The 21677-nt window shown below is 73.3% G+C and carries 17 protein-coding genes; 6 read left to right on the top strand and 11 right to left on the bottom strand.

The window, feature by feature from the left end:
• Nucleotides 1-143: 143 nt before the first annotated feature.
• A complete protein-coding gene (locus tag AB0G74_RS07945) occupies nucleotides 144-3143 on the bottom strand; it encodes a beta-N-acetylglucosaminidase domain-containing protein (RefSeq protein WP_361142003.1) in 3000 nt (999 codons plus the stop codon).
• A 341-nt stretch (nucleotides 3144-3484) separates the two neighbouring features.
• On the opposite strand from AB0G74_RS07945, the gene AB0G74_RS07940 reads away from it, so the two are divergent.
• The gene (locus AB0G74_RS07940) at nucleotides 3485-3757 is read left to right on the top strand and encodes a hypothetical protein (protein WP_361141856.1); all 273 of its coding nucleotides are present in this window, start codon (nucleotides 3485-3487) and stop codon (nucleotides 3755-3757) included.
• A gap of 58 nt (nucleotides 3758-3815) precedes the next feature.
• Nucleotides 3816-4049: a hypothetical protein gene (locus AB0G74_RS07935; RefSeq protein WP_361141854.1), complete on the top strand. Its 234-nt coding sequence runs from the start codon at nucleotides 3816-3818 to the stop codon at nucleotides 4047-4049.
• A gap of 216 nt (nucleotides 4050-4265) precedes the next feature.
• Here the strand turns inward: AB0G74_RS07935 and AB0G74_RS07930 are convergent, their stop codons facing one another.
• The gene (locus AB0G74_RS07930) at nucleotides 4266-4805 is read right to left on the bottom strand and encodes a MarR family transcriptional regulator (RefSeq protein ID WP_361141852.1); all 540 of its coding nucleotides are present in this window, start codon (nucleotides 4803-4805) and stop codon (nucleotides 4266-4268) included.
• Between the two features lie 138 nt (nucleotides 4806-4943).
• Here AB0G74_RS07930 and AB0G74_RS07925 point away from each other — a divergent pair, with 138 nt between their 5' ends.
• The gene (locus tag AB0G74_RS07925) at nucleotides 4944-6011 is read left to right on the top strand and encodes an EamA family transporter (protein WP_361141850.1); all 1068 of its coding nucleotides are present in this window, start codon (nucleotides 4944-4946) and stop codon (nucleotides 6009-6011) included.
• Here the strand turns inward: AB0G74_RS07925 and AB0G74_RS07920 are convergent.
• From AB0G74_RS07920 to pepN, 5 genes are all read right to left on the bottom strand, one after another.
• Nucleotides 5966-6661 (bottom strand): ATP/GTP-binding protein, encoded by a 696-nt coding sequence (locus tag AB0G74_RS07920; protein WP_361141848.1) that lies wholly within the window; start codon nucleotides 6659-6661, stop codon nucleotides 5966-5968. The genes AB0G74_RS07925 and AB0G74_RS07920 overlap by 46 nt on opposite strands.
• Nucleotides 6642-6998 (bottom strand): DUF742 domain-containing protein, encoded by a 357-nt coding sequence (locus tag AB0G74_RS07915; protein WP_361141846.1) that lies wholly within the window; start codon nucleotides 6996-6998, stop codon nucleotides 6642-6644. The genes AB0G74_RS07920 and AB0G74_RS07915 overlap by 20 nt, the downstream gene beginning before the upstream one ends.
• Entirely contained in the window at nucleotides 6995-7408 is a 414-nt protein-coding gene (locus tag AB0G74_RS07910) for a roadblock/LC7 domain-containing protein (protein WP_358823594.1), read from the bottom strand. The genes AB0G74_RS07915 and AB0G74_RS07910 overlap by 4 nt, the downstream gene beginning before the upstream one ends.
• Entirely contained in the window at nucleotides 7405-8937 is a 1533-nt protein-coding gene (locus tag AB0G74_RS07905; RefSeq protein WP_361141843.1) for an ATP-binding protein, read from the bottom strand. The genes AB0G74_RS07910 and AB0G74_RS07905 overlap by 4 nt, the downstream gene beginning before the upstream one ends.
• 843 nt (nucleotides 8938-9780) lie before the next feature.
• Nucleotides 9781-12363 (bottom strand): aminopeptidase N, encoded by a 2583-nt coding sequence (gene pepN / locus AB0G74_RS07900; RefSeq protein ID WP_361141841.1) that lies wholly within the window; start codon nucleotides 12361-12363, stop codon nucleotides 9781-9783.
• A 214-nt stretch (nucleotides 12364-12577) separates the two neighbouring features.
• Between pepN and AB0G74_RS07895 the strand changes: the two genes are divergently transcribed.
• A complete protein-coding gene (locus tag AB0G74_RS07895) occupies nucleotides 12578-13192 on the top strand; it encodes a DUF1203 domain-containing protein (protein WP_361141839.1) in 615 nt (204 codons plus the stop codon).
• Here the strand turns inward: AB0G74_RS07895 and AB0G74_RS07890 are convergent.
• The 3 genes from AB0G74_RS07890 to AB0G74_RS07880 form a co-directional block, all read right to left on the bottom strand.
• Nucleotides 13146-14456 carry an MFS transporter gene (locus AB0G74_RS07890; RefSeq protein WP_361141837.1) on the bottom strand — a complete coding sequence of 437 codons (1311 nt, stop codon included), beginning with the start codon at nucleotides 14454-14456 and terminating at the stop codon, nucleotides 13146-13148. The genes AB0G74_RS07895 and AB0G74_RS07890 overlap by 47 nt on opposite strands.
• Before the next feature lie 176 nt (nucleotides 14457-14632).
• Nucleotides 14633-15229 carry a helix-turn-helix domain-containing protein gene (locus AB0G74_RS07885; RefSeq protein ID WP_361141835.1) on the bottom strand — a complete coding sequence of 199 codons (597 nt, stop codon included), beginning with the start codon at nucleotides 15227-15229 and terminating at the stop codon, nucleotides 14633-14635.
• A 220-nt stretch (nucleotides 15230-15449) separates the two neighbouring features.
• Entirely contained in the window at nucleotides 15450-16484 is a 1035-nt protein-coding gene (locus AB0G74_RS07880; protein WP_361141833.1) for an aspartate-semialdehyde dehydrogenase, read from the bottom strand.
• A 194-nt stretch (nucleotides 16485-16678) separates the two neighbouring features.
• Here AB0G74_RS07880 and AB0G74_RS07875 point away from each other — a divergent pair, with 194 nt between their 5' ends.
• Together AB0G74_RS07875 and AB0G74_RS07870 are read left to right on the top strand one after the other, a co-directional pair.
• Nucleotides 16679-17191: a sigma-70 family RNA polymerase sigma factor gene (locus tag AB0G74_RS07875; RefSeq protein ID WP_361141831.1), complete on the top strand. Its 513-nt coding sequence runs from the start codon at nucleotides 16679-16681 to the stop codon at nucleotides 17189-17191.
• A 1-nt stretch (nucleotide 17192) separates the two neighbouring features.
• Nucleotides 17193-18071: a hypothetical protein gene (locus AB0G74_RS07870; protein WP_361141830.1), complete on the top strand. Its 879-nt coding sequence runs from the start codon at nucleotides 17193-17195 to the stop codon at nucleotides 18069-18071.
• Nucleotides 18072-18291: 220 nt separating this feature from the next.
• Here the strand turns inward: AB0G74_RS07870 and AB0G74_RS07865 are convergent, their stop codons facing one another.
• A complete protein-coding gene (locus AB0G74_RS07865; RefSeq protein ID WP_361141829.1) occupies nucleotides 18292-21636 on the bottom strand; it encodes a S8 family serine peptidase in 3345 nt (1114 codons plus the stop codon).
• Nucleotides 21637-21677: the final 41 nt, after the last annotated feature.

The raw sequence follows: 21677 nt of genomic DNA, 5'->3' as shown, positions 1-21677 counted from the left end.
GTTCCCGGGCCCGGCACTCCCGGGCTTGCCGGGGCCCGTCGAGCCCGACCGGAGCCGGGAACGCGCGGCGCGCCCCGGGCGCCTCCGGCATGCGCCCGTACGGACTGTCGCCGACCACGCACCGGCCGCCCCGGCCCGCCCGGCTACCTCCGGCTTCGGGCGTCCGGGCCGTCGCCGCCCTTCGCGTCCTTCGCGTCCTTCTCTTGTTTTTCTTCGTCCGGCTTCTTCGGCGGTTCCAGCACCCGGTACGCCTCCACCGCGAACAGGGAGTAGCCGAACCGGGTGGCCCGCCGATCCCCCTGGACCCGCAGGAAACGGGTGCCCGGCGCGTTCAGCCGCACCGTCTCCGTACCGCCACGGCCGTCGCCGACCGTCGCCGCCGTCCGCCACGTCCGCCCGTCCCCGGAGACCTGGATCCGGTACCCGGCGGCGTAGGCGTCCTGCCAGCGCAGCACCACCTTGCCCAGCCGGACCGGCTCCGGCAGCTCCGCCTGCCACCACGCGCCGTCCTCGTACACCGACGACCAGCGGGTCCCGGCGTCCCCGTCGACCGCGGCCGAGGCCGGGAAATCGGCGGTCTCGTCGCCCGACGACGACGCCGTCACCCCGCCGCCGCGCAGTAGATCGGGACCGCCGGTACGCGGGAAGGCCCGGACCGTGAACGTCCGCTCGGTCCCGGCGAAGGCGACCGTGACCGGGTACGAACCCACGGGCGTACCCGCCGGTACGGTCACCCGGACCGGGACCGTCACCGGACGGCCGCGCTCCACCGTCACCCGCTCCGGGACCTCGACCCGCACCCCGGACGGCGCCTTCGCCGTCAGCGCGCCCGGGACGGCCGCGGGCCGCTTCGGCGTCAGCCGCAGCCCCACCGTCACCGCCGCGCCCCCGATCTCGGCGTCCGCCTCCCGGCGCTCCGGCGCCACGTCGACCGCGGGCTCGTCCGCGTACCAGGGCACGATCGACCGGACCGCAGCGCCGCCCGCCGCCCCGGTCACCCGGAGCGCGTCCGCCCGCAGCCCGCCCGTACCGGCCTGGGTCCAGCCGTCCGGGGAGAGCACGGCGACCGTACGCCACCCACCGCCCGGCACCCGGGCCTCCAGCCGGCCCGGATCCGTCCCCGGCGCGCCGGGCGCCGCCATCACCGTGACCGACTCCAGCGCCCGCGCGTCCGCCAGCCGGACCGTGCCGTCGCCGTCCGGGCGGGGCGCGCCCGCCGCCCCCGTCCACACCGCCGCCTCGGCGACGGCCCGGTCCAGGAAAGGCCCCAGCACACCCCGGCCGACCACGGCCCGGTCCGCGTCCGCCCGCTCCGCGCGCAGCGGCTCCAGCGCCAGCGACGCCCGCCAGGCCGCCCGGGCGTCGCCCCTCGCCTGCGCCTGGAGCAGATCGACCGCCAGCTCACCGGCCCGGCCGTACCGGGCCAGCTCGTCCAGCCACGGCCGTATCTCGTCGTCCAGCCGCCCCGCGTCGACCCCGGCCAGCTGCCCCGGGGCCCGGCGCATCGCCGAGAACCGGTCCCGCAGCGCCTCCGCCGCCCGGGCCCGGTCCGCCGGGTCCGTACCCGCCGCCCTGGTCCGCCGGAACGCGTCCAACTGGGGCCGCAGATAGCCCGACTCGGCCTCGGCCAGTACCGACGACATATGGTTCCCGGCCAGCACCCCGAGCGCCTCCCGGGCCGCCGGATCACCCGCCGCCAGATCGTCCAGCGCCGCCGACCACGACTCCCCGGGCCGGTAGCCGCGCGGATTCCAGGCGTAGTCGGCCGCCGTGAAGAGGGGGATCCGGGACGCCGCCGCCTGCTCCATGGCATTCGCCAGCAGCGCCGCCGAACCGGCCGCGACCGCCGGATCCCGGCCCGTGTAGGGGCCGAGGAAGAGCCGGTTCTGCGCGTAGTCGTTGACGGGATAGTTGTCCATGGTGACCAGCGGATGGCCGAACGCCTCCCGCGCGCCCGCGACCTGACGGCCCGTAATGGTCTTCGGTACGACCCCGACCCCGGTCCAGGCCACCTCGATCCGCCCGTCCAGCTCCGCCGCCAGCGCCCGCCGGTACTCCGTCTCGCCCCCCTGGTAGAACTCCGTCGGCAGCACCGACAGCGGCGCCGACCCCGGATACCGCTCCGCCAGATGCCCGGCCACCGCGTCCGCCACCCGGGCCTGGGCGCGGGCCGCCGCCTCCGGGCCCCGGCCGAAGGCGCGGGCGTCCGCGTCGCAGTGCCACTCCGTATAACTGACGTCCTGGAACTGGAGCTGGAAGGCCCGGAACCCCAGCGCCCACATCCCGTCGATCTTGCGGATCAGCGCCCGGAGGTCCGCGTCCCCGGAGAGACACATCTCCTGACCGGGCGCCACCGCCCAGGCCAGGGTGACGTGGTTGCGCGCCGCCCGCTCCGCCAGCGCCCGGAACTCCGCCCGCCGCTCCGCCGGATACGCGTCCCGCCACCGCGCCTGCCGGAACGGGTCGTCCCCGGGGGCGTACAGATAGCGGTTCTGCTTGGTCCGCCCCATGAAATCGAGCTGCGCCAGCCGCTGCGACCGGCTCCACGGGCGGCCGTAGAAGCCCTCCGTCGTCCCGCGCACCGCCGTACCCGGCCAGTCGCGGACGGCGACCCCGGGGACCGTGCCCCGGGCCGGGCCGCCCGCGATCAGTCCGCGGAGCGTCTGGACGCCGTGGAACAGCCCGTCGGGTCCCGTACCGTCCAGGGCGACCGTGCCCCGGCCGCCCACGGCGCCCGCGGCCAGCCGGTAGCCGCCGGACGGCAGATCGCCCGGGGCGGCGACCCTCAGCGCGCGCAGCGCCGTATCGGCGCCGGGCCCGCCGAGGTACAGCACGGGGCCGCGGCCCGGCAGCTCGGTGTAGAGCGTGTCCACCCCGGCGTCCCGCAGCACCCGGTGGGCCGCCTCCACGGCGTACGGATCGGCGTCCGGGGCGGCCACGACGGTGACCTCGTCGCCCAGCGGTACGGCGGCGCCCAGCGGCTTCGCCGACTGCGGACGCGGCCAGACCGGCGGTACGGACGCGGTACGCGGGGTACGCGGGTCGGTGGCCGGGGTCCGGGGATCGGCGGGGGTACGCGGCCCCGCGCCCGGCCCGCCCGGGGCGGCGACGGCACCCTGCGCGCCGCCGAGCAGCCCGCCCATCACCGCGACGGCGACCGCCGCGGCCGTACCCGTCCCGGTACGCCTCCCGCGCGCGAACCGCACGTCGACTCCCTTCCGTACCCCACCCGCTCCGGCGCCGTCGCGCCGACGGCCCCGGCAGCCTCCCGGGGCCGTGCCCCGAGGTCTCCGAACGGTAACGAGCCCATCACCCGTCACCCGGGAGTGTCAATGCGCCCGCGAGATGTGCGGCATATGCCGGGTGCGCGGTGCGGGCGGTGTCGGGGCGGGTGCGGGGCCCGGCCGTGAGATCGGTACGGATGGGCGCGCCGTCACCGGGTAGGCGCGACCCGAACCGCACACCCCGTACGAGGAGTGACGAGATGACCGCGTCCGCCGCCCAGCTGCTGCTCTCCGCGCTCACCGACCTGTCGGTGCCGACCCGGGACGACGCGGGCGGCACCGCCGGTCCCGGCCCCGGACCCGCCGGTCCCGTCCCCGGGGAGGACACGGTCCCCGGACCGCTCACCAGCGAGCCGCCGCTGTTCTCCGCCGCGCCGCTGACGAGCGAGCCGCCGCTGGTCGAACTGCCGCCGCTGACCAGCGAGCCGACCACCCTCGGAGCCGCCGGTGGCGGCCCCTCGACCGGTGGCTGAGGCCCGTACGGCACCCCCGGGCGCGCGGCCCCGACAGGGGTTCGCTACTTTGGGCACCGTGGACAAGAAGAACGCTCTGCGCACCGGCACCGTCGTGACCGGTACGACGCTGATGATGCTGCTCCTGTCGTCGCCCGCGCTGGCGCTGACCCGCGACGACGGCGACGACCCGGGCCCCGGGCTGAGCGTCGCCGAGACGCTGGGGCTGTTCGTGGTCGCCCCGGTGGCGATCTTCGCCTTGATCACGGTTCTGGTGATGGTCTTCGACAAGTCGAGGCAGCAGCAGAGCTGAACCGCGTGCCGGGTCTTCGGGCCCGGCACTGCTTTTACAGCCGTTCGCGCCGAAGCGGCCCGCGGGTTCCCCCGTCGGGCCGCTTCGCCGTTCCTCCGGGCTGCCGTTGCTCCGGAGTTCGGCCGCGTCTGCCGGGTCGGTCTCGTTGTCGGGCTACCCGCCGTGCGTGGTTGGTCGCGCAGTTCCCCGCGCCCCTGGTTGCCCCGGGGCAACCGGTCAGTGCGCGGCGAGGAGTTTGCGGAGGAGGGGTGCCAGCTGGGCCGCCTCCGTCGCGTCGAGCGCCTGGTCGAAGATCTCGTGCTGGGCCGCCAGGCCCGCCGTGACCGCCTGGTCGACGAGTTCGAGACCGGACCCGGTGAGGGTCACCCGCAGCGCGCGGCGGTCGTGCGGGTCGGGGTTGCGGGTCAGTAGCTCGGCCTTCTCCAGTTTGTCGAGGCGGCCCGTCATCCCGCCCGATGTGAGCATCAGCGTCGCCGACAGCTGCCGGGGGGAGAGGGTGTACGGCGGTCCCGAACGGCGCAGGGTCGCCAGGACGTCGAACTCGCCCCGGCTGATCCCGAAGCGCGCGTACTCCCGTTCCGTGCGTTCCCCCATCGCCTGGGCGATGCGGTAGATCCGCCCGTACGCGGCCATCGGGACGGTGTCCAGATCGGGGCGGCAGACGGCCCACTGGTCGACGATCGCGTCCACCGCGTCGAGGGGCGGCTGCGCGGAGGGGTCGGCGGGAACGGGGGAACCGGCGGCACGGGAGGTCATGGCGGAATTATCGGCCGACGGTCAGTCTTTCTCAAGTAAGTGAATGAGCACCAAGCATCTTGCGGAAAAGTAGCTTAGCGATAAGCTACTTCCCGCTGAGCAACTCACATCGTCGCCGCCCGCCCGAAAGGCCCCGCCATGCGCCGCGCCGCCGTCATCGCCGTCACCGCCCTCGCCCCGATCTCCTGGGGCTCCACCTATGCCGTCACGACCGAGTTCCTGCCGCCGGACCGGCCGCTCTTCACGGCCGTACTGCGGGCCCTGCCCGCCGGATTGCTGATCATGGCCCTGACCCGGGTACGACCACGGGGGACCTGGTGGGGGAAGGCCGCGGCGCTGGGCGCGCTGAACATCGGGGCCTTCTTCCCGCTGCTCTTCCTCGCCGCCTACCGGCTGCCGGGCGGGGTCGCGGCCGTCACCGGCTCGGTCGGGCCGCTGCTCGTGATCGGGCTCGCGGCGCTGCTGCTGGGGGAGCGGGCGTCGACCCGGGCCACGCTCGCCGCGATCGCCGCGTCGTTCGGCGTCAGCATGGTGGTGCTCCAGGCGGGTGCCGCACTGGACACCGTCGGTGTGATCGCCGGACTCGCCTCGTCGGCCTCGATGTCCGCGGGGACCGTGCTCACCAAGCGCTGGGGCCGTCCCGAGGGGGTCGGACCCCTGGTGATGACGGGCTGGCAGCTCACCGCGGGCGGTCTGCTGATCACTCCGATCGCCCTCGCGGTCGAGGGCGCGCCGCCCGCCCTGAACGGTACGAACGTCGCCGGGTACCTCTATCTCGCTCTGGTCAACACCGCCGTGGCGTACTGGCTCTGGTTCCGGGGCATCGAGCGGCTGACGGCGACCTCGGTGACCCTGCTGGGCCCGCTGTCGCCGATCACCGCGGCCGTGGTGGGCTGGGCGGCGCTCGGCCAGGCGCTGACGCTCGTACAACTGCTGGGGATGGCGGTGGCGTTCGGCGCGACCCTTATCGGTCAGTGGCAGCCGACCCCGCGCCGGACCGCGCGGCCGCCCGCCGGAAGGACACCGGCCGGAAAGACACCCGCCGGGAAGACCCCGACCCCGGAGACGCCGGTCCCGGTACGGGTCCCGGAGCCGCCCGCCGCCGGAGCCCCGGCGGTCGCGGGGGCCGCCGCCGGGGCCGGAGACGTACGGCCGGAGCTTCAGGACGCGGGCGAGTCCGCCGCCAGGGCCAGGCCCCGGAGGTAGCGCATCAGGGTCATCAGCACATCGCGGCTGGAGCGCCGGAGCCGGGCGTCGCACTCCACGATCGGTACGTGCGGCGGCAGATCGAGGGCCGATCTGATCTCCTCGACCGGGTGGACCGGCGCGTTCGGGAAGGCGTTGACGGCCACCACGAACGGCACCCGGCGCTCCTCCAGCCGTCCGATGACGTCGAAGCTGACCTCCAGCCGCCGGGTGTCGACCAGGACCACCGCGCCCAGCGCCCCTTCGAACAGCCCCCGCCACAGGAACCAGAAGCGTTCCTGGCCGGGGGTGCCGAAGAGATAGAGCACCAGCTCCTCGTTGATGCTGATCCGGCCGAAGTCCATGGCGACCGTGGTGGAGGTCTTCCGCTCCACCCCCGCGACGTCGTCCACGCCGACGCCCGCCTGGGTCATGGTCTCCTCGGTGGTCAGCGGCCGGATCTCGCTCACCGCCCCGACCAGGGTCGTCTTGCCGACTCCGAAGCCGCCCACGATGACGATCTTCACGGCGGCGGTCGCGGTGTCCGGCAGTACGTCCTCGGCGCGCGGCCCGCTGGGCCGTTCCACCGCCGTGCCGGTACCGCCGGTGCCGCCCGGGGCGGCCGTACCGCCCGCTCCGCCGCTGCCGGGCTCAGAGCTTCTGTAGTCCATCGATCACTGCCTCAATCAGAGCTCGGTCGGGGAGGGGCGCGCGCCGGACCGGTGCCCGTGCCGTCACGTGCTCGTCGACGAGGAGATCGCCGAGCAGTACGGTCACCACACTCACCGGAAGCCCCAGATAGGCGGAGATCTCGGCCACCGACAGCGGCGCGGCGCAGAGCCGGACGATGGCGGCGTGTTCGGGCTGCATCCCGTGCCGGGGGCCCGCCGCGGCCACGATCAGGGTGACCAGATCGAGGGTGGCCGGGACCTGCGAGCCGCTCCGCCCGCCGGTGATGACATAGAGACGTTCCGGATTGGCGCCCTCCCAGTCTCCCGGTCGACTCACGCGGACTGCCGATCCTGACGCGGCGGGGCGCTGAGGTGCTCGCCGATCCGGAGTACGAGATCGCGCATCCGCTGGCCCATCAGGCCGGCGTCGACGCCCTCGTCGGCGAGTACGGCCAGGAAGGCGCCCGCGCCCGCGGCCATCAGATAGAAGAAGCCGCCGTCCATCTCGATCACCACGAGCCGCATCCGGCCGTCGCTGCCGGGGAGTTCGGAGGCGACGGCGCCGGCCAGGCTCTGGAGTCCGGCGCAGGCGGCGGCCAGCCGGTCGGCGGTCTCGTCGTCGGCGCCGTGCTGGGCGATCCGCAGCCCGTCGGCGGAGAGCACGACGACATTTCTGGTCTGCGGTACGCCTTCGGCCAGGTCTTTGAGCATCCAGTCCATGTTGGTCCGGTACTGCTGCTGCATCATGGCTGCGTACTCCCCTTGTTCGGCTGAGGGTCTTCACCGGCGAGACCGCTGTGGAACGCCGCGAGCCACATCCCGGGCTGGACGGGGGGCGTGTCCTTCGGCTGGTCGGGCCGGGGTGCCGCCACGACAGGGGCGGCGGTGAGGTCCGGGGCGGGTGTCTTGCGGCGCCGCTGGGGCAGTCCGCCCGGGGTCCGCTCGGTGACGAGCGGCACTTCGTCGTCGGGTCCCGTCCCGTCGGCCGCCGGGACGGCCGCACCGGCCCCGGGCCGCGCCGGTGGTACGGACGGCGCGGCGGAGGGCCCGGTGGCCTTCCGGGCGCCGTTGGCGGCGCCGGCCCGGCTCGCGGCGATGGCCGCCGGGTTGGGCCGGGGCCCGGACGCGGTGCCGATGCCGTGGGCCAGGCCGGTCGCCTTGGCCGCGGTGGTGATCAGTTTCTTCGGTACGACGATCACGGCGCGCACCCCGCCGTACGCGGAGGACCGCAGCGACACCTGGAAGCCGTACGAGCGGGAGAGCCTGCCGACGACCGCGAGGCCGAGCCGCGGGGTCTCGCCGAGGTCGTTGAGGTCGATGCCCTCCTGCGCCTGGCGGAGCATCCGCTCGGCGCGCAGCCGGGCCTCCTCGCTCATCGCGACACCGCCGTCCTCGATCTCGACGGCGATGCCCGAGTTGACGTCGACGGCGGTGAGGTGGACCCGGGTCTGCGGGGGCGAGTAGCGGGTGGCGTTGTCGAGGAGTTCGGCGATGGCGTGGATCAGGGGCTCGACGGCGGGGCCGACGACGGCGACCTCGGAGACCGAGTGCAGTTCGACCCGCTGGTAGTCCAGGATCCGGGACATCGCGCCGCGCAGCACGCTGTACAGCGGTACGGCCCGGCTCCACTGGCGGCCCGGCCGGGCGCCGCCGAGTACGGCGATGGAGTCGGCGAGCCGGCCGACCAGCGCCGTGGCGTGGTCGATCCGGAGCAGATCGCCGAAGACGGCGGGGTTGTTGCCGTGCCGGTCCTCCATCTCGCGCAGCTCCAGCGCCTGCTGGTGGATGATCGCCTGGACCCGGCGGGCGATGTTGACGAAGGCCCGCTGGGCCGATTCGCGCAGGTCCTCCTCGGTGCTGAGGGCGTCGAGGGAGGCGGCGAGCACGGCCCGGTGCGCGGGCGGCAGATCGACCGTCCGCAGCATGTCCTCGGGGTACTCGCCCCGCTGGACCCGGATGAGCATCGTGGGCAGCAGCTCGGTCGTGAGCCGCTTGGACGCCTCGTGGTCGCGGGCGATCTCGGCCTCCCGCTCGGCGAGCCGGGCGGCGAGCGCGTCGGCCCGGCGCCCCTGCCGTACGGCCGCCAGGGCGGCGATCGCGACGGCGCCGACGGCGACGGCGCCGATCCAGACCGCGGCGCCGCGGGCCGGACGGGAGACCAGTGCCGCCGCCGCGACCGTGGCGGCCGCGGTGACGACGACGGGCACGAGCCAGAGCCAGGAGGCCGGTGCGGTCGAACTCCGCGGACCTCCGGTCGACGTTTTCTGTCGGGCCATCAGCACCCTCAAACCATCGGAACGGGAATGATCATAAGACGACGGTCCGGAAGCATATCCCCGTCCGCTTACGGTTCGTGACGCTCGGTCAATGATTGGCGCGATGTGGACGATGGCCGTTGGCCGAGACGCTGGTGCCGCGCGGAGTGGACATGCGAGCGACTATTTCCGGCCAGGGTGATCCACGGGGCGGCGAATCGGGCCGCCCGCCGGCCCCGGTCCGGCGGCGAAGGGTTCGACGGCCCGAAGCGGAATCCGCGGCGGATCTCATTCCGGCGGTGCTGACCTGGAGTTCGACCCCTGTTGCCGGGTGTTCGTGGACGCGGGTGCGGGCGTGGAGTGCGGGTTCGAGGGCTCGGAGTGGTGTTCCGTACGGCTCGAAGGGGGAGGTACGCCTCCGGTGGCGCACGCCCGCGCGGAATCCCCGCCCGCCGAACGCGCCCCGGCCCGGCGGCGGCCGGACGGCAGACCTCCGGGGTCGGGAAGAGATCATCGGGGTGATCGGCACAAGGCGGGTACCGGCCAAGGCGCGACCCCGCTTCCGGCCGTGATCCGGAGGGGGTTTTGGACATGATCCACAGGGTTCCGGCCGACCGGCGGCCCCCTCCGCCATGCCGCCGTCATATCCCGCTGTCCCAGGCTGTTACTGCTGGTCACGACGGTGGGTCCGGCACGGACTCCGTACCGGACCCACTCGTAGACGATCACGGACCCTGCCGCCGACGGTCTCCCGGCCACCGACCGGTCATCCGGCCGCAGTCATGGACCGGCGGCAGTCATGAACCGGCGGCCGGAGCCCGCCACGGGCCCCGGCCGCCGGTACAGCCCTCCGGATCAATACACCTAGCCGCGCGAGGCCGCCGCCTCGTCCGCCGCCCGGGCCCGCAGGGCCCGCTCGACCCCGGCCCGGGACTCCGAGATCAGCCGCCGCAGCGCCGCGTTCGGCTCCGCCTCGGCCAGCCAGGCGTCCGTCGCCGCCAGCGTCTCCCGCGACACCTGGAGGGACGGGTAGAGCCCGACCGCGACCTGCTGCGCCATCTCGTGGCTCCGGGACTCCCAGACGCCCTTGACCGCGGCGAAGAACTTCGCCGTGTACGGCGCCAGCAGCTCCCGCTGATCGGTCTGGACGAAGCCGCCGATCACCGCCTCCTGCATCGCGTTGGGCAGATCGTCCCGCTCGACCACCGACGCCCACGCCTCGGCCTTGGCCTCGGCGGTCGGCCGGGCCGCCCGCGCGGTGGCGGCGTGCCGCTCGCCCGCGGCGGTGCGGTCCCGCTCGTACTCCGCCGCGATCCCGGCCTCGTCGACCCGGCCGGTGGCCGCCAGCCGCTCCAGGAACGCCCACCGCAGCTCGGTGTCGACCACCAGGCCCTCGACCTCGGCATTGCCGTCCAGCAGCCCGGCCAGCAGCTCCAGCTGCCCGTCGGTCCTGGCCGACGCCGCGAAGGCCCGGGCCCACGCCAGCTGGTGGTCCCCGCCCGGCTCGGCGGTCCGCAGCCGGGTCAGCGCCTCGGCGGACCAGGTGTGCAGCAGCTCCTCACGGGTCGCCGGGGCCGCGTACAGATCGATCGCCAGCTTGACCTGCCGGTGCAGCGACTGCACCACGCCGATGTCGGTCTCCTTGCCGATCCCGGCCAGTACCAGGGCCACGTAGTCCCGGGTGGCCAGTTCGCCGTCCCGGGTCATGTCCCACGCCGACGCCCAGGACAGGGCGCGCGGCAGGGACTCGGCGAAGTCGCCCAGATGTGCGGTGACGACCTTCAGGGACTCCTCGTCCAGCCGGACCTTGGCATAGGACAGGTCGTCGTCGTTGAGCAGGATCACCGCGGGGCGCCGGGTGCCCTCCGGCAGCGGTACCGGGGTCAGCTCCGCCGCCTCGACGTCCAGTTCGATCCGGTCGGTCCGCACCAGCTTGCCGGAGCCGTCCAGGTCGTAGAAGCCGATCGCGATCCGGTGCGGGCGGAGCGTCGGCTCGCCCTTCGCCCCGGCGGGCAGCGCCGGGGCCTCCTGGCGGACCGCGAAAGACGTGATGGCACCGTCGGCGGAGACCGCCAGCTCGGGCCGGAGCACATTGATGCCCGCCGTCTCCAGCCACTTCTGGGACCAGACCCGCAGATCGCGCCCGGAGGTCTTCTCCAGCGCGCCCAGCAGATCGCTCAGCCGGGTGTTGCCGAAGGCGTGGGTCTTGAAGTACGCCTGCACCCCGGTGAAGAACGCGTCCTCGCCGACATACGCCACCAGCTGCTTCAGCACCGAGGCGCCCTTGGCGTAGGTGATCCCGTCGAAGTTGACCAGGACGTCGTCCAGATCCCGGATCTCGGCCATGATCGGATGCGTCGACGGCAGCTGGTCCTGACGGTAGGCCCAGGTCTTCATCGAGTTGGCGAACGTGGTCCACGAGTGCGGCCAGCGCGACCCGGGGGCCGCCGCCTGGCAGGCGATCGAGGTGTAGGTGGCGAACGACTCGTTGAGCCAGAGGTCGTTCCACCACTCCATGGTGACCAGATCGCCGAACCACATGTGGGCCAGCTCGTGCAGAATCGTCTCGGCCCGGATCTCGTACGCCGCGTCCGTCACCTTCGACCGGAAGACGTACTGGTCCCGGATGGTCACCGCGCCCGCGTTCTCCATCGCGCCCGCGTTGAACTCGGGCACGAAGAGCTGGTCGTACTTGGCGAACGGATAGTCGTAGTCGAACTTCTCCTCGAACCAGTCGAAGCCCTGCCGGGTGACCTCGAAGATCGCGTCCGAGTCCAGGAACTCCGCCAGCGAAGGCCGGCAGTAGATCCCCAGCGGGACGGTCCGGCCGTCCTTCTCGTACGAGCTGTGCACCGAGTGGTACGGGCCGACGATCAGGGCCGTGATGTACGTCGACATCCTCGGCGTCGGCTCGAACCGCCAGACGTTCTCCACGGGCTCCGGCGTCGGCGAGTTCGAGATCACCGTCCAGCCCTCCGGGGCCGTCACGGTGAACTGGAACGTCGCCTTCAGGTCGGGCTGCTCGAAGTTCGCGAAGACCCGGCGGGCGTCCGGCACCTCGAACTGGGTGTACAGATAAGCCTGCTCGTCCACCGGGTCGACGAAGCGGTGCAGCCCCTCACCGGTGTTCGTGTACGCGCAGTCCGCCACGACCCTCAGCTCGTTCGGGCCCTCGTGCAGATGCTTCAGCTCGATCCGCGCGTCCCGGAAGACCTCCGCGACGTCGAGCGACTTGCCGTTCAGTACGACCTCGTGCACGGCCGGGGCCACCAGGTCGATGAAGGTGTGCGCGTTCGCCTCCGCGGAGTCGAACCGTACGGTCGTCACCGAGCGGTAGATGCCGCCCTCCTGGGCGCCGCTCAGGTCGAGCTCGATCTCGTAGGCGTGAGTCGTGAGCAGGCGCGCCCGCTGCTGCGCCTCCTCGCGGGTCAGATTCGTGCCAGGCACGCGGTGTCTCCTCGGTATATGCGGTGTTTGCGGCCATCCTTCCATGGGGTCGGTGATCACGGCCGTCGAGTTCTCCCCGGCCGCGCGGGCGCGCCGGATCCGGCCCGGAACCGGGTCGGAATCGGCCCGGAACCGGCCTCACCGGGCCCGCGGGCCCGAGCGCGATGTCCGTTTTCCGCCGGATACCGGGAGCGGACCGGGCGAGTCTTGGCCCATGACACCCCTACCGTCCTCCCCGGCTTCCCCGCTCGCCCCGAGCCACGCGACGGCCCCGCTCACGGCGACACCCGGCACCCCGGGTACCCCGGGCGGCGCCCCGGAACCGTCCGCCGCCGGACCGCGCCACCGCCCGCTGCCGATCGCCCCGGCCGTCCTCGCCGCCCTGCGCGGCACGGACGACGCCGGACGCCCCGCCGTGCCGTTCGCCGACCCGGAGGGCGGCGCCCCGCTCCGCTGCTGTCTGCGCCGGAGCCGCCCCGGCGAGAGCCTCGCCCTGGTCTCGTACGCTCCACTGCGCCGCTGGGCCGCCGAACGGGGCGCCGAACCCGGTGCCTACGACGAGCAGGGGCCCGTCTACGTCCACGCGGCGGAGTGCGGCGGCCCGGCCGGTGGACAGGGCTATCCCTTCCTCCGCCCGGGTGCCGTCCGGGTGCTCCGGCGCTATGACGCGCGGGGCCGGATCGCCGGTGGGCGGCTGCTGGAGCTGACGGACGCGCCGGACGGCGGCCTCGACGCCGCGCTGGACGAGGCGTTCGAGGATCCGGCGGTCGTCCTGGCGCACCTCAGGTTCGCCGAGTTCGGCTGCTTCCAGTACGAGGTCCGTCGCTGACCCGGCCGTGCGCCGGGGCGGGACCGCCGACCGCGCACGGTACGGGACCGGCCGCGGGCTCCGGCGCGGCGGATCCGGCCGGGGCCGGGGGACCGGCCGGGCGGGCGGTCGGACCGGCCGCCCGGCTCCGGCGGGCGGCCGACAGCTCCGGCAGCAGGGTGGCGAGTCCGGCGACGGCCAGGGCCGCGCCGAGCCAGAGCGGCGCCCGCAGCCCCCATGCCTCGATGACGACCGCCCCCACGGCCGAGCCGATGATCACACCGGAGGTGATGAAGGAGGAGTGGACGGTGTTGACCAGGGGACCGGTGTTCCCGGTCCGCTGCACCCGGGTCACCATGGCCGGGTTCATGGTGACGCCGACCAGGCCGACCCCGAGCAGCAGGGCGACGGCGGGCACCGGGAGATGGGCCAGCAGGGCGAAGCCGGTCAGGAAGGCCAGGTTCAGCAGCAGCCCGGCCGTCAGCACCGGGAGCGCGTACCGGTCCGCCAGCCGCCCGACGACGGTATTGCCGACCACGGTCGCCGCGCCGTACGCGATCAGCAGCAGCGGTACGGTGCCCCGGTCGAAGCCGGTGACCTCGGTGAGGATCGGATTGAGATAGCTGAACGCCGAGAAGGTGGCACCGATGACGAAGGTGCTGGTGGCGAGGGTGAGCAGCAGCCGGGGGCGGCGCAGGACGCGCAGTTCCCGGCGGAGCCCGCCGGTGGCCGCGGGGCGCGGCGTACGGGGTACGCCGAACGGGGTGACGGCGGCGGCCAGCAGGGTGAGCCCCGAGATGGCCCAGAAGGCGGCCCGCCAGCCGTACCGTTCACCGACCACGGTGGCCAGCGGCAGCCCCAGCAGGGTGCCCAGCATCAGTCCGTTCATCACCACGGCGATCGCCCGGCCGCGGACCTCGGGCCGGGTGAGGGCGGCGGCGAGGGAGAGCGAGACGCCGAAGAACGCCTGGGCGGCGACGCCGGTGACGATCCGGGCGGCCAGCATCACGGGGTAGCCGGTGGCGACGGCGGCGAGCACATTGCCCGCGAGAAAGACGGCGAACAGCGTCATCAGGGCGGTACGCGGCGGCAGCCGGGTCAGCGCGAGGGCCAGGAAGGGCCCGCCCGCCGTCATGGCCACCGCGAAGGCGGTGATCAGAAAACCGATCCGCGGTACGGAGACGTTCAGTCCCTCGGCCATCTGCGGCATCAGACCGGCGACCACGAACTCACTGGTCACCATGGCGAAGATACCGAGCGCCAGGACGTAAACGGCACGGGGCACGGTGGTGCTCCTTCCGGGAAAAGTTATGTATTGGTCAGTCCAAAACTTGGGCGTGCGAAGGCCCGGGCGATGCTCGTGGGGCCTCGGCGGCGGCGCTCGTCCGGTCGGTCGTCCGTCGGGTGTCGGTCGTCGTGGAACAGGGGCGCCCCGGACCGGTCCGGTCCGGGGCGGGCGTGTCAGGGGGTCAGTGCGGCCAGGGCGACCTCGGCGACGGACTCCAGCGCGGCCCGGTCGGCGCCGCCCTGACCCGACACCCGGATCCCCGCGATGGTGGCGTTGACGAACCGGGCCTGCGCGCCCACGTCCTGGGCCGTGCCGACGCTGCCGTCCCGGCGCCCGTCCTCCAGTGCCGCCCGCAGCAGGGCCAGTCGTACCGCGAGATCGCGGGCGAGCACGGCGGCGGTCCCGGGGTCGCGTCCGGTCATGCCGATGGTGGTGTTGACCGTGAGGCAGCCCATCCCGCGCCCCCCGGCCCGGTGCTCGGTCTCGCCGTCCACGACCTCCGCGAACAGATCCGCGATCCGCTCGCCGCCGGTTCGGCCCGGTCGCTCCAGGATCTGCCGCTGCCGGCCCGTCATCAGCTCGATATAGCGGATCAGGGCGCGCTCGAAGAGGTCGTGCTTGCTGGTGAACGTGTTGTAGATACTGCTGCGGCCCAGTCCGGTGGCGTCGCACAAGTCCTGGGTCGAAGTGGCCTCGTAGCCCTTCTCCCAGAAGGTGCGCATCGCCGCGTCCAGGGCCCGGTCCTCGTCGAACGTCCTCGGTCGGGCCATGGCCGGACGGTATCACTGTTTTGAATCGAGCGGTCCATTATCGGGTCGGTGAGAAGCCGGAACCACTCCCTCCGGACAGTGGGTGAAGGATGACGGGAACCCGTTGCCACGGCCCCGCCGCTGCCCGCCGTCGCGGGCCGACCGCCGGGCGCCCGCCGTCCGTACCGCACATACGAAAGGGCCCCCGGGGGGGGGAATCCCCGGGGGCCCTGCCGTACGGCTACTTCTGCTCGGACAGCTCGTCCGCGACCAGCTCCGCCAGCTGCACGGCGTTCAGCGCCGCGCCCTTGCGGAGGTTGTCGTTGGAGAGGAAGAGGGCGAGCCCGTTCTCCACCGTCTCGTCGACCCGGATCCGGCCCACGTACGACGCGTCCCGGCCCGCGGCCTGGAGCGGCGTCGGGATCTCGGACAGCTCGACGCCCGGCGCGTCCGCCAGCAGCTCACGGGCCCGCTCGACGCCCAGGGGCCGGGCGAAGCCGACATTGACCTGGAGGGAGTGCCCGGAGAACACGGGGACCCGGACACAGGTACCGGAGACCTTCAGCTCCGGCAGCTCCAGGATCTTGCGGGACTCGTTGCGGAGCTTCTGCTCCTCGTCCGTCTCGGCGGAGCCGTCGTCCACGAGGTTGCCCGCGAGCGGCACCACGTTGAACGCGATCGGCCGCCGGTAGACACCGGGCTCGGGGAACTCGACGGCCGCGCCGTCGTGGGCCAGCTCGGTGGCCCGCTCCGCGACCGCCTTGACCTGGCCGTCCAGCTCGGCCACGCCCGCGACTCCGGAGCCGGAGACCGCCTGGTACGTGGTGGCGACCAGGGTGAGCAGGCCCGCCTCCTCCGACAGCGGCTTCAGGACCGGCATGGCGGCCATCGTGGTGCAGTTCGGGTTGGCCACGATGCCCTTGGGGCGGTTCCTGATCGCATGCGGGTTGACCTCGGAGACCACCAGCGGGACCTCGGGGTCCATCCGCCAGGCCGACGAGTTGTCGATCACGACCGCGCCCTGGCCCGCGACCTTCACGGCCAGTGCGCGGGAGGTCGCGCCGCCCGCCGAGAAGAGTACGATGTCGAGGCCCGAGTAGTCCGCGACGGCCGCGTCCTCGACGGTGATCTCCCGGCCCTCCCAGGAGATCGTGGACCCCGCCGAACGGGCCGAGGCGAACAGCCGCAGCTCGTCCACCGGGAACTTCCGCTCCGCGAGGATCCTGCGCATGACTGTGCCGACCTGACCGGTGGCTCCGACGATTCCGACCCTCACGGATACTCCTCTGCGTACGTTCCGGGCTGCCGCTCAATGATGCGTGTGCCCCCGGCCGACTTGTCCAGTCCATTGTCCAAGGGGCGGAATGTGTGACGCTTCGAACACTCCCGTGCCCCCCTGGAAAGGCAGCCGCCGTCGAACGTTTCCGCCGCTTCCCGCGTCACAGAGGAAACGCGTAGGGGGAGGAAGCCTTGGCGGTTGCGGACGGCGGAGTGGACCCGCTCGCCCCGGCACAGGTCAGCCGGGTGTGCGCGGTGCTCGCGCTCGGCGGTGTGCCGAGATCCGATCTTCAGGACGGGGTCCAGCAGATCCGGCTCCGGCTGCTGGAGCGCCGGGCCCGGGGCGAGGAGCCGCCGAGGGACGTGGGCGCCTGGGCGGCCGTGGTCGCCTCCAATCTGGCCGCCGACTGGCACCGGGCCCGGGGGCGGTTCGAGCGGACCGCCGCCCGGCTCGCGGCCCTCAAGGTCTGGAACCCGGAGAGCCAGGGCGGCCAGGAGGCCCGGCTGCTGGCGCTGGCCGTCGCCGAGGGGCTCGACGGGCTGCCGTCCGCCCAGCGGCAGGTACTCGTCCTGCGGTTCTACGCGGATCTCACCGTGCCGCAGATCGCCCGTGAGCTGGGGGTGCCCGAGGGCACGGTGAAGAGCAGGCTGCACACGGCGGCGAGGGCGATGCGGGAACGGCTCCGTACGGACGAGGTGGTGTGAGATGCGCGACGGATACGACGAGGGCACCGGAGCCGATGGCACCGGGCCCGACGGGGACGCGCTGATGGCCGTCCTGATGGGGGAGCCCGTACCGGAGGGCGACCCGGCGGCCGGGCGCGCCGCGCGGGACATGGCGGTCCTCGCGGAGCAGCTCAAGCTGATCGGCGGGGTGCTCGCGTCCGATGCCGACGGGGAAGCCGCGGCGGGCCCGGTCCCGGCCGGGTCCCCTCCGGCCGCCCCCGTGACGGCCCCGGCCGGACGGATCGTACGGCCGCTACGGCTCCGGTCCCGGCCGGCGCGGTCCCGGCCGGGTGCCGATTCCCGGCCGGGGTCCGGGGCCGGGAATCCCGAGCGCCGCCGGACCGTGCTGGCCCTGGCCGCCTCCGCCGCCGTACTGGCGACCCTGCTCGGGGCCGCCGCCCTGGTCCAGTACTACGTCGCCGCCCCGGGGGACTCGCTCACGGCGTCGGACATCGCGGCCGAGAAAGGGACGTACCCACGGGCTTCCACGGGTGAGGAATCCGCCGCGAAACGCGCCCCCGCGAAGGGGGCGGCCTGCGCCCGGCTGATCGCCGAGGGCACGGTCGTCGCGGCCGGGACGGAGAAATCCGACGGCGGGGCCGGTTCGGGCCGGTTCACCGTCACCCTCGACGTGGACACGCATCTCCAACCGGGACAGGGGCTGCGGCGGGAGCGGGTGGTGTTCCCGCCCGGGACCGAGCCGGAGGTGAGGATCGGCACCCGGATGCTGGTGGTGGTCCCCTCGGACCCGGACCAGAAGCCGCTCTACTACCTCGGTGACGATGTCCCCGAGGGCCGGGACCGGGTCCAGGAGGACCTGTCGGGGGAGCGGGGACTCGTCTGCCCGGGAAGGGGCTGAGCCGGACAACGGGCGGACGGGAACGGGGAAACGGGGAAACGGGGAAACGGGGGATACGGGGGTACGGGCCCCGGCCTGACCAGCCGGGGCCACGACCACCGGGTCGGGCCACCACCGAGCCGGACCACCGGTTCACGGCCCGGGGTACGGCGAAGGGGCGGGCACCCACCGGGTGCCCGCCCCTCCTCGTCCGTGGTGGACGTCCCTCACGGGTGGCGTGTTACGGGACGACCGACCCGATCACGACACTGCCGGTGCCCGCCGCGGTACCGCGGCCGTTCACCAGCCGGATGTCGCCGAAGAACTGGCGTCCCTCGGGCGCCGCGCCCGCGACGACGACCTCGCCGCCGACCTTGGCCGACTCACCGGTGCCCAGGCGGATCTGCCGGTTCGCGTCGACCTTCAGCTCTCCCAGGGCGGGGGAGAAGAAGACGTCGCGGTAGTCGTACTGGGTGCCGCCCGCGGCGACCGCGTAACCGGCGACCACGATCCGGTAGGTGCCCGGGGCGGGCTTCTCCAGACTCACGGCCTCCTCGGAGTCCGCGTCCGCCGCGACCGCGACCCGCTGGCCCGCCTGGTTGTAGACGGACAGGTCGAGGTCGGCGCCCGCGTCCGAGGTGTTGCCGATGGCGACGTCCAGCCGCTCGACGCCCGCGCCGACGGTCACCGTCGTGGTGTGGTTCTCACCCTCGGCGATCGTCGGCCGGCTCACCTTGGCGGAGCCCAGGGACCCGCCTTCGAGCCGCCCGTCGAGCGGGCCGACCTTGTTGGTGACGGTCCACTCGACCGGGGCCGGGGTGCCGACCTTGGCCTCGGGCAGCGTCTGCACGGCCGGGGCGAAGTCGGCGCCCAGCAGGGTGACGTCCAGCTGGTACGGGTTGTCCAGCAGCGGCGAGGTCCGCCGCGACTCGACCTCGATCTCCCAGACGCCCGGCGCCGGCTCCTGGTAGGAACGCAGGTCCGGACGGCAGGTGTTGGACGGGTTCGGGTAGTTCGGGTAGCAGTAGATCGTGGCGCTGTCCTCCATCTGCACCCCGTACGGGTGGATGGAGATGAACCGCGTCTGGCTGTCCTTCGCGAGCCCGCCGAGCGCGACCTCCAGGGTCTTCGCGCCCTCCGGGACGGTGATGAAGTACGAGCGGTGGCTGTTGCGCTCCACCGAGCCGGACGCCGAGAAGCCGTACGACGGGGCCGCCAGCGGCGTGGAGACCACCACGGTCGCCATGATCTGCTTGTCGACGCCCTCGGTGCGCGGGTCGTCGGCCTCCAGGATGGCGCTGTGCACGCCGTCCGTCTTCGGCTTGGCCTGGACGGTCACGGTCACCGGCTGGTTCAGCGGCAGCTTGACCCACTTGCCGGTCAGCAGCCGGAAGGTGCCGTCGTTGTTCCGCCAGTCCAGCTCGTGCCAGACGGCCCGGTCCGGACCGGTGGTCCGGGTCACGGTGATGTCGTACGTCCGGGCCTGACCGGCCTTGAGGCCGCCCTCGCGGTCGTACAGACCGGTACCGAAGCCGGGGGTCTTCAGGGCGAAGTCGATCGCCGTGTCGACGGGCGCCTTGACCGTGTACTCATGGGCGCCGACACCGTCCTTGATCGACTCCCAGGCGTCCACCGTGTCGATCAGACCGGCGCCCTGCTCGTGCGCCTTCACCCCGGGGATCTTGTCCGCGGTGCTGGTGAGGGCGGTCCGCAGCTTCGCCGGGGTGAGGTCGATCCCCCGCTGCTTGGCGGCCGAGAGCAGCAGCGCGCCCGCGCCCGCGACCTGCGGCGAGGACATCGAGGTGCCCTGCATCATGGAGTAGCCGACCGGCAGTTCGTAGCCCGCCTCGCGGACCGGGCCGCCGGGCGACCAGGTCTGGGTGGTCTGGACCGCCGAACCGGGCCCGGTGACGGTCGGCGTGAAGCCGCCGTCCTCCCGCGGGCCGCGCGACGAGAACGGCATCATCTGGTACTTCTTCGTCACCAGCGACCCGTAGTTGGCGGCCCAGCTCTCCTTGGAGATGGAGGCGCCGACGGAGATCGCCTTGTCGGCGACGCCCGGGTCGCCCAGGGTGTTGGTGCCGGGGCCGTCGTTGCCCGCGGAGATCACCAGCTGGACGCCGTAGGTGTCGATCAGCCGGTTGTACAGCTCGGAACGGGCGTTGTTGCCGTCGTTGAGCGCCGGGAGACCGCCGATGGAGATGTTGACGATGTCCACACCCCGGTTGATCACCAGGTCGGCCAGACCCTCGGTGAGGGCGATGTTGGTGCAGCCGCCGCCCCAGGAGCAGGCCCGCGACGAGACCAGCTTGGCGCCGGGCGCGGCACCGTTCATCTTGCCGCCGAAGAGCCCGTTGGCGGCGGTGATACCGGCGACGTGGGAGCCGTGGGAGCCCTCGATGATGCCGATGCCCGCGTAGTCGGCCTTGGCGCCCGCGGCGTTGTAGACGACGTCCTTGCGCAGCTCGATCACGAACGGGATCCGCTCGGCGATCGCCGTGGCCGGGTCGTCCTGGCCGAAGTAGCCGATCTGGAAGCCGTCCTTGTACGGCTTCATCGGCGTGTCGTCGGTGAAGTCGGCGTTGTTGTTCAGGTCCACCCGGACGGTCCCGGCGGCGGCGTCGTAGAGCAGCGCCCAGGTGTCGGTGGTGTCGCCGTCCCGGTTGAGGTCACCGGCCATGTCGCCGGTCCGGGTGATCGCCTCGGCGAAGATGTTGAACTTGTACGTCCCGGCGGGCGCCGTGTAGGCGCGGCCGTTGACGGAGAAGCCCGGACCGGTCACCTCGGTACGCATCTGGCGCCAGGTGCCGTCGCCGTCGAGTACCGGGTCCGTCGCGGTGACCCAGTCGACGATCTTGCGCTCGCCGGTGGTGGTCTTCTGGAGGGCCGGGTGCGCGATGTCGACGCCGGAGTCCAGGATGCCGATGGTGATCCCGCGGCCGTCGTACTTCGGGTTCTTCTTCACGAAGTCGACCGCGCCCGTCTCGAAGGACGGGTTGTACGGGTTCTTCGCGGGCGTGTTCGCGTCCGGCGCCGGGTAGCTGCGGACCTGCTTCCCCGCCTTGCCCGACGCCGCCTTGACGGTGTCGGCGCCCGGGGTCGGGTCGTCGAGCTTCACCTCGTGCCGGAGGTCGATCCCGTGCACGCTGGGCAGCTTCGCGGCGGTCCGCAGAGCGCTCTCGGCGTGCTTGGTGGGGAGGGTCGCCCGGACGTAGCCGAGTTGGTCGTACGTCTTGCCGACGATCGCGCCGTCGACGGCGCCGAGCTGGGCTGTGACCGCCTCGGTGGCGCCGGGGGCGGTGGCGATCATCACGGTGATCTGCTTCTCGCCCTTGGCCTCGGCCTCGGCGAGCAGCTCGACATCGGCCGTGCCGAGCTTCTTCTCGGCGGGCTCGACGGCCTTGGCACCGGCCGGGGCCGAGGTCCACGGATCGTCGGCCGGGGCATTGGCCGGGGCAGCGAAGGCGGGTACGGTGCCCGCGGCGACGAGGGCGGTCACGAGCGAGGCCGCGGCGGCGATCCGGGCCGCGCGTCTCCGCCCGGTGACGGAGCCTCCGGATATGGGGCTCTGGGGTTCGGGGGTCATCGGCATCCCTGTGGGTGAATGAACGGTTCCCTGGCTGATGG

It is taken from the genome of Streptomyces sp. NPDC020875 (assembly GCF_040641415.1).
In the GTDB taxonomy this organism is placed as follows: Bacteria; Actinomycetota; Actinomycetes; order Streptomycetales; family Streptomycetaceae; genus Streptomyces.
This window is presented reverse-complemented; position numbering and strand designations above follow the sequence as displayed.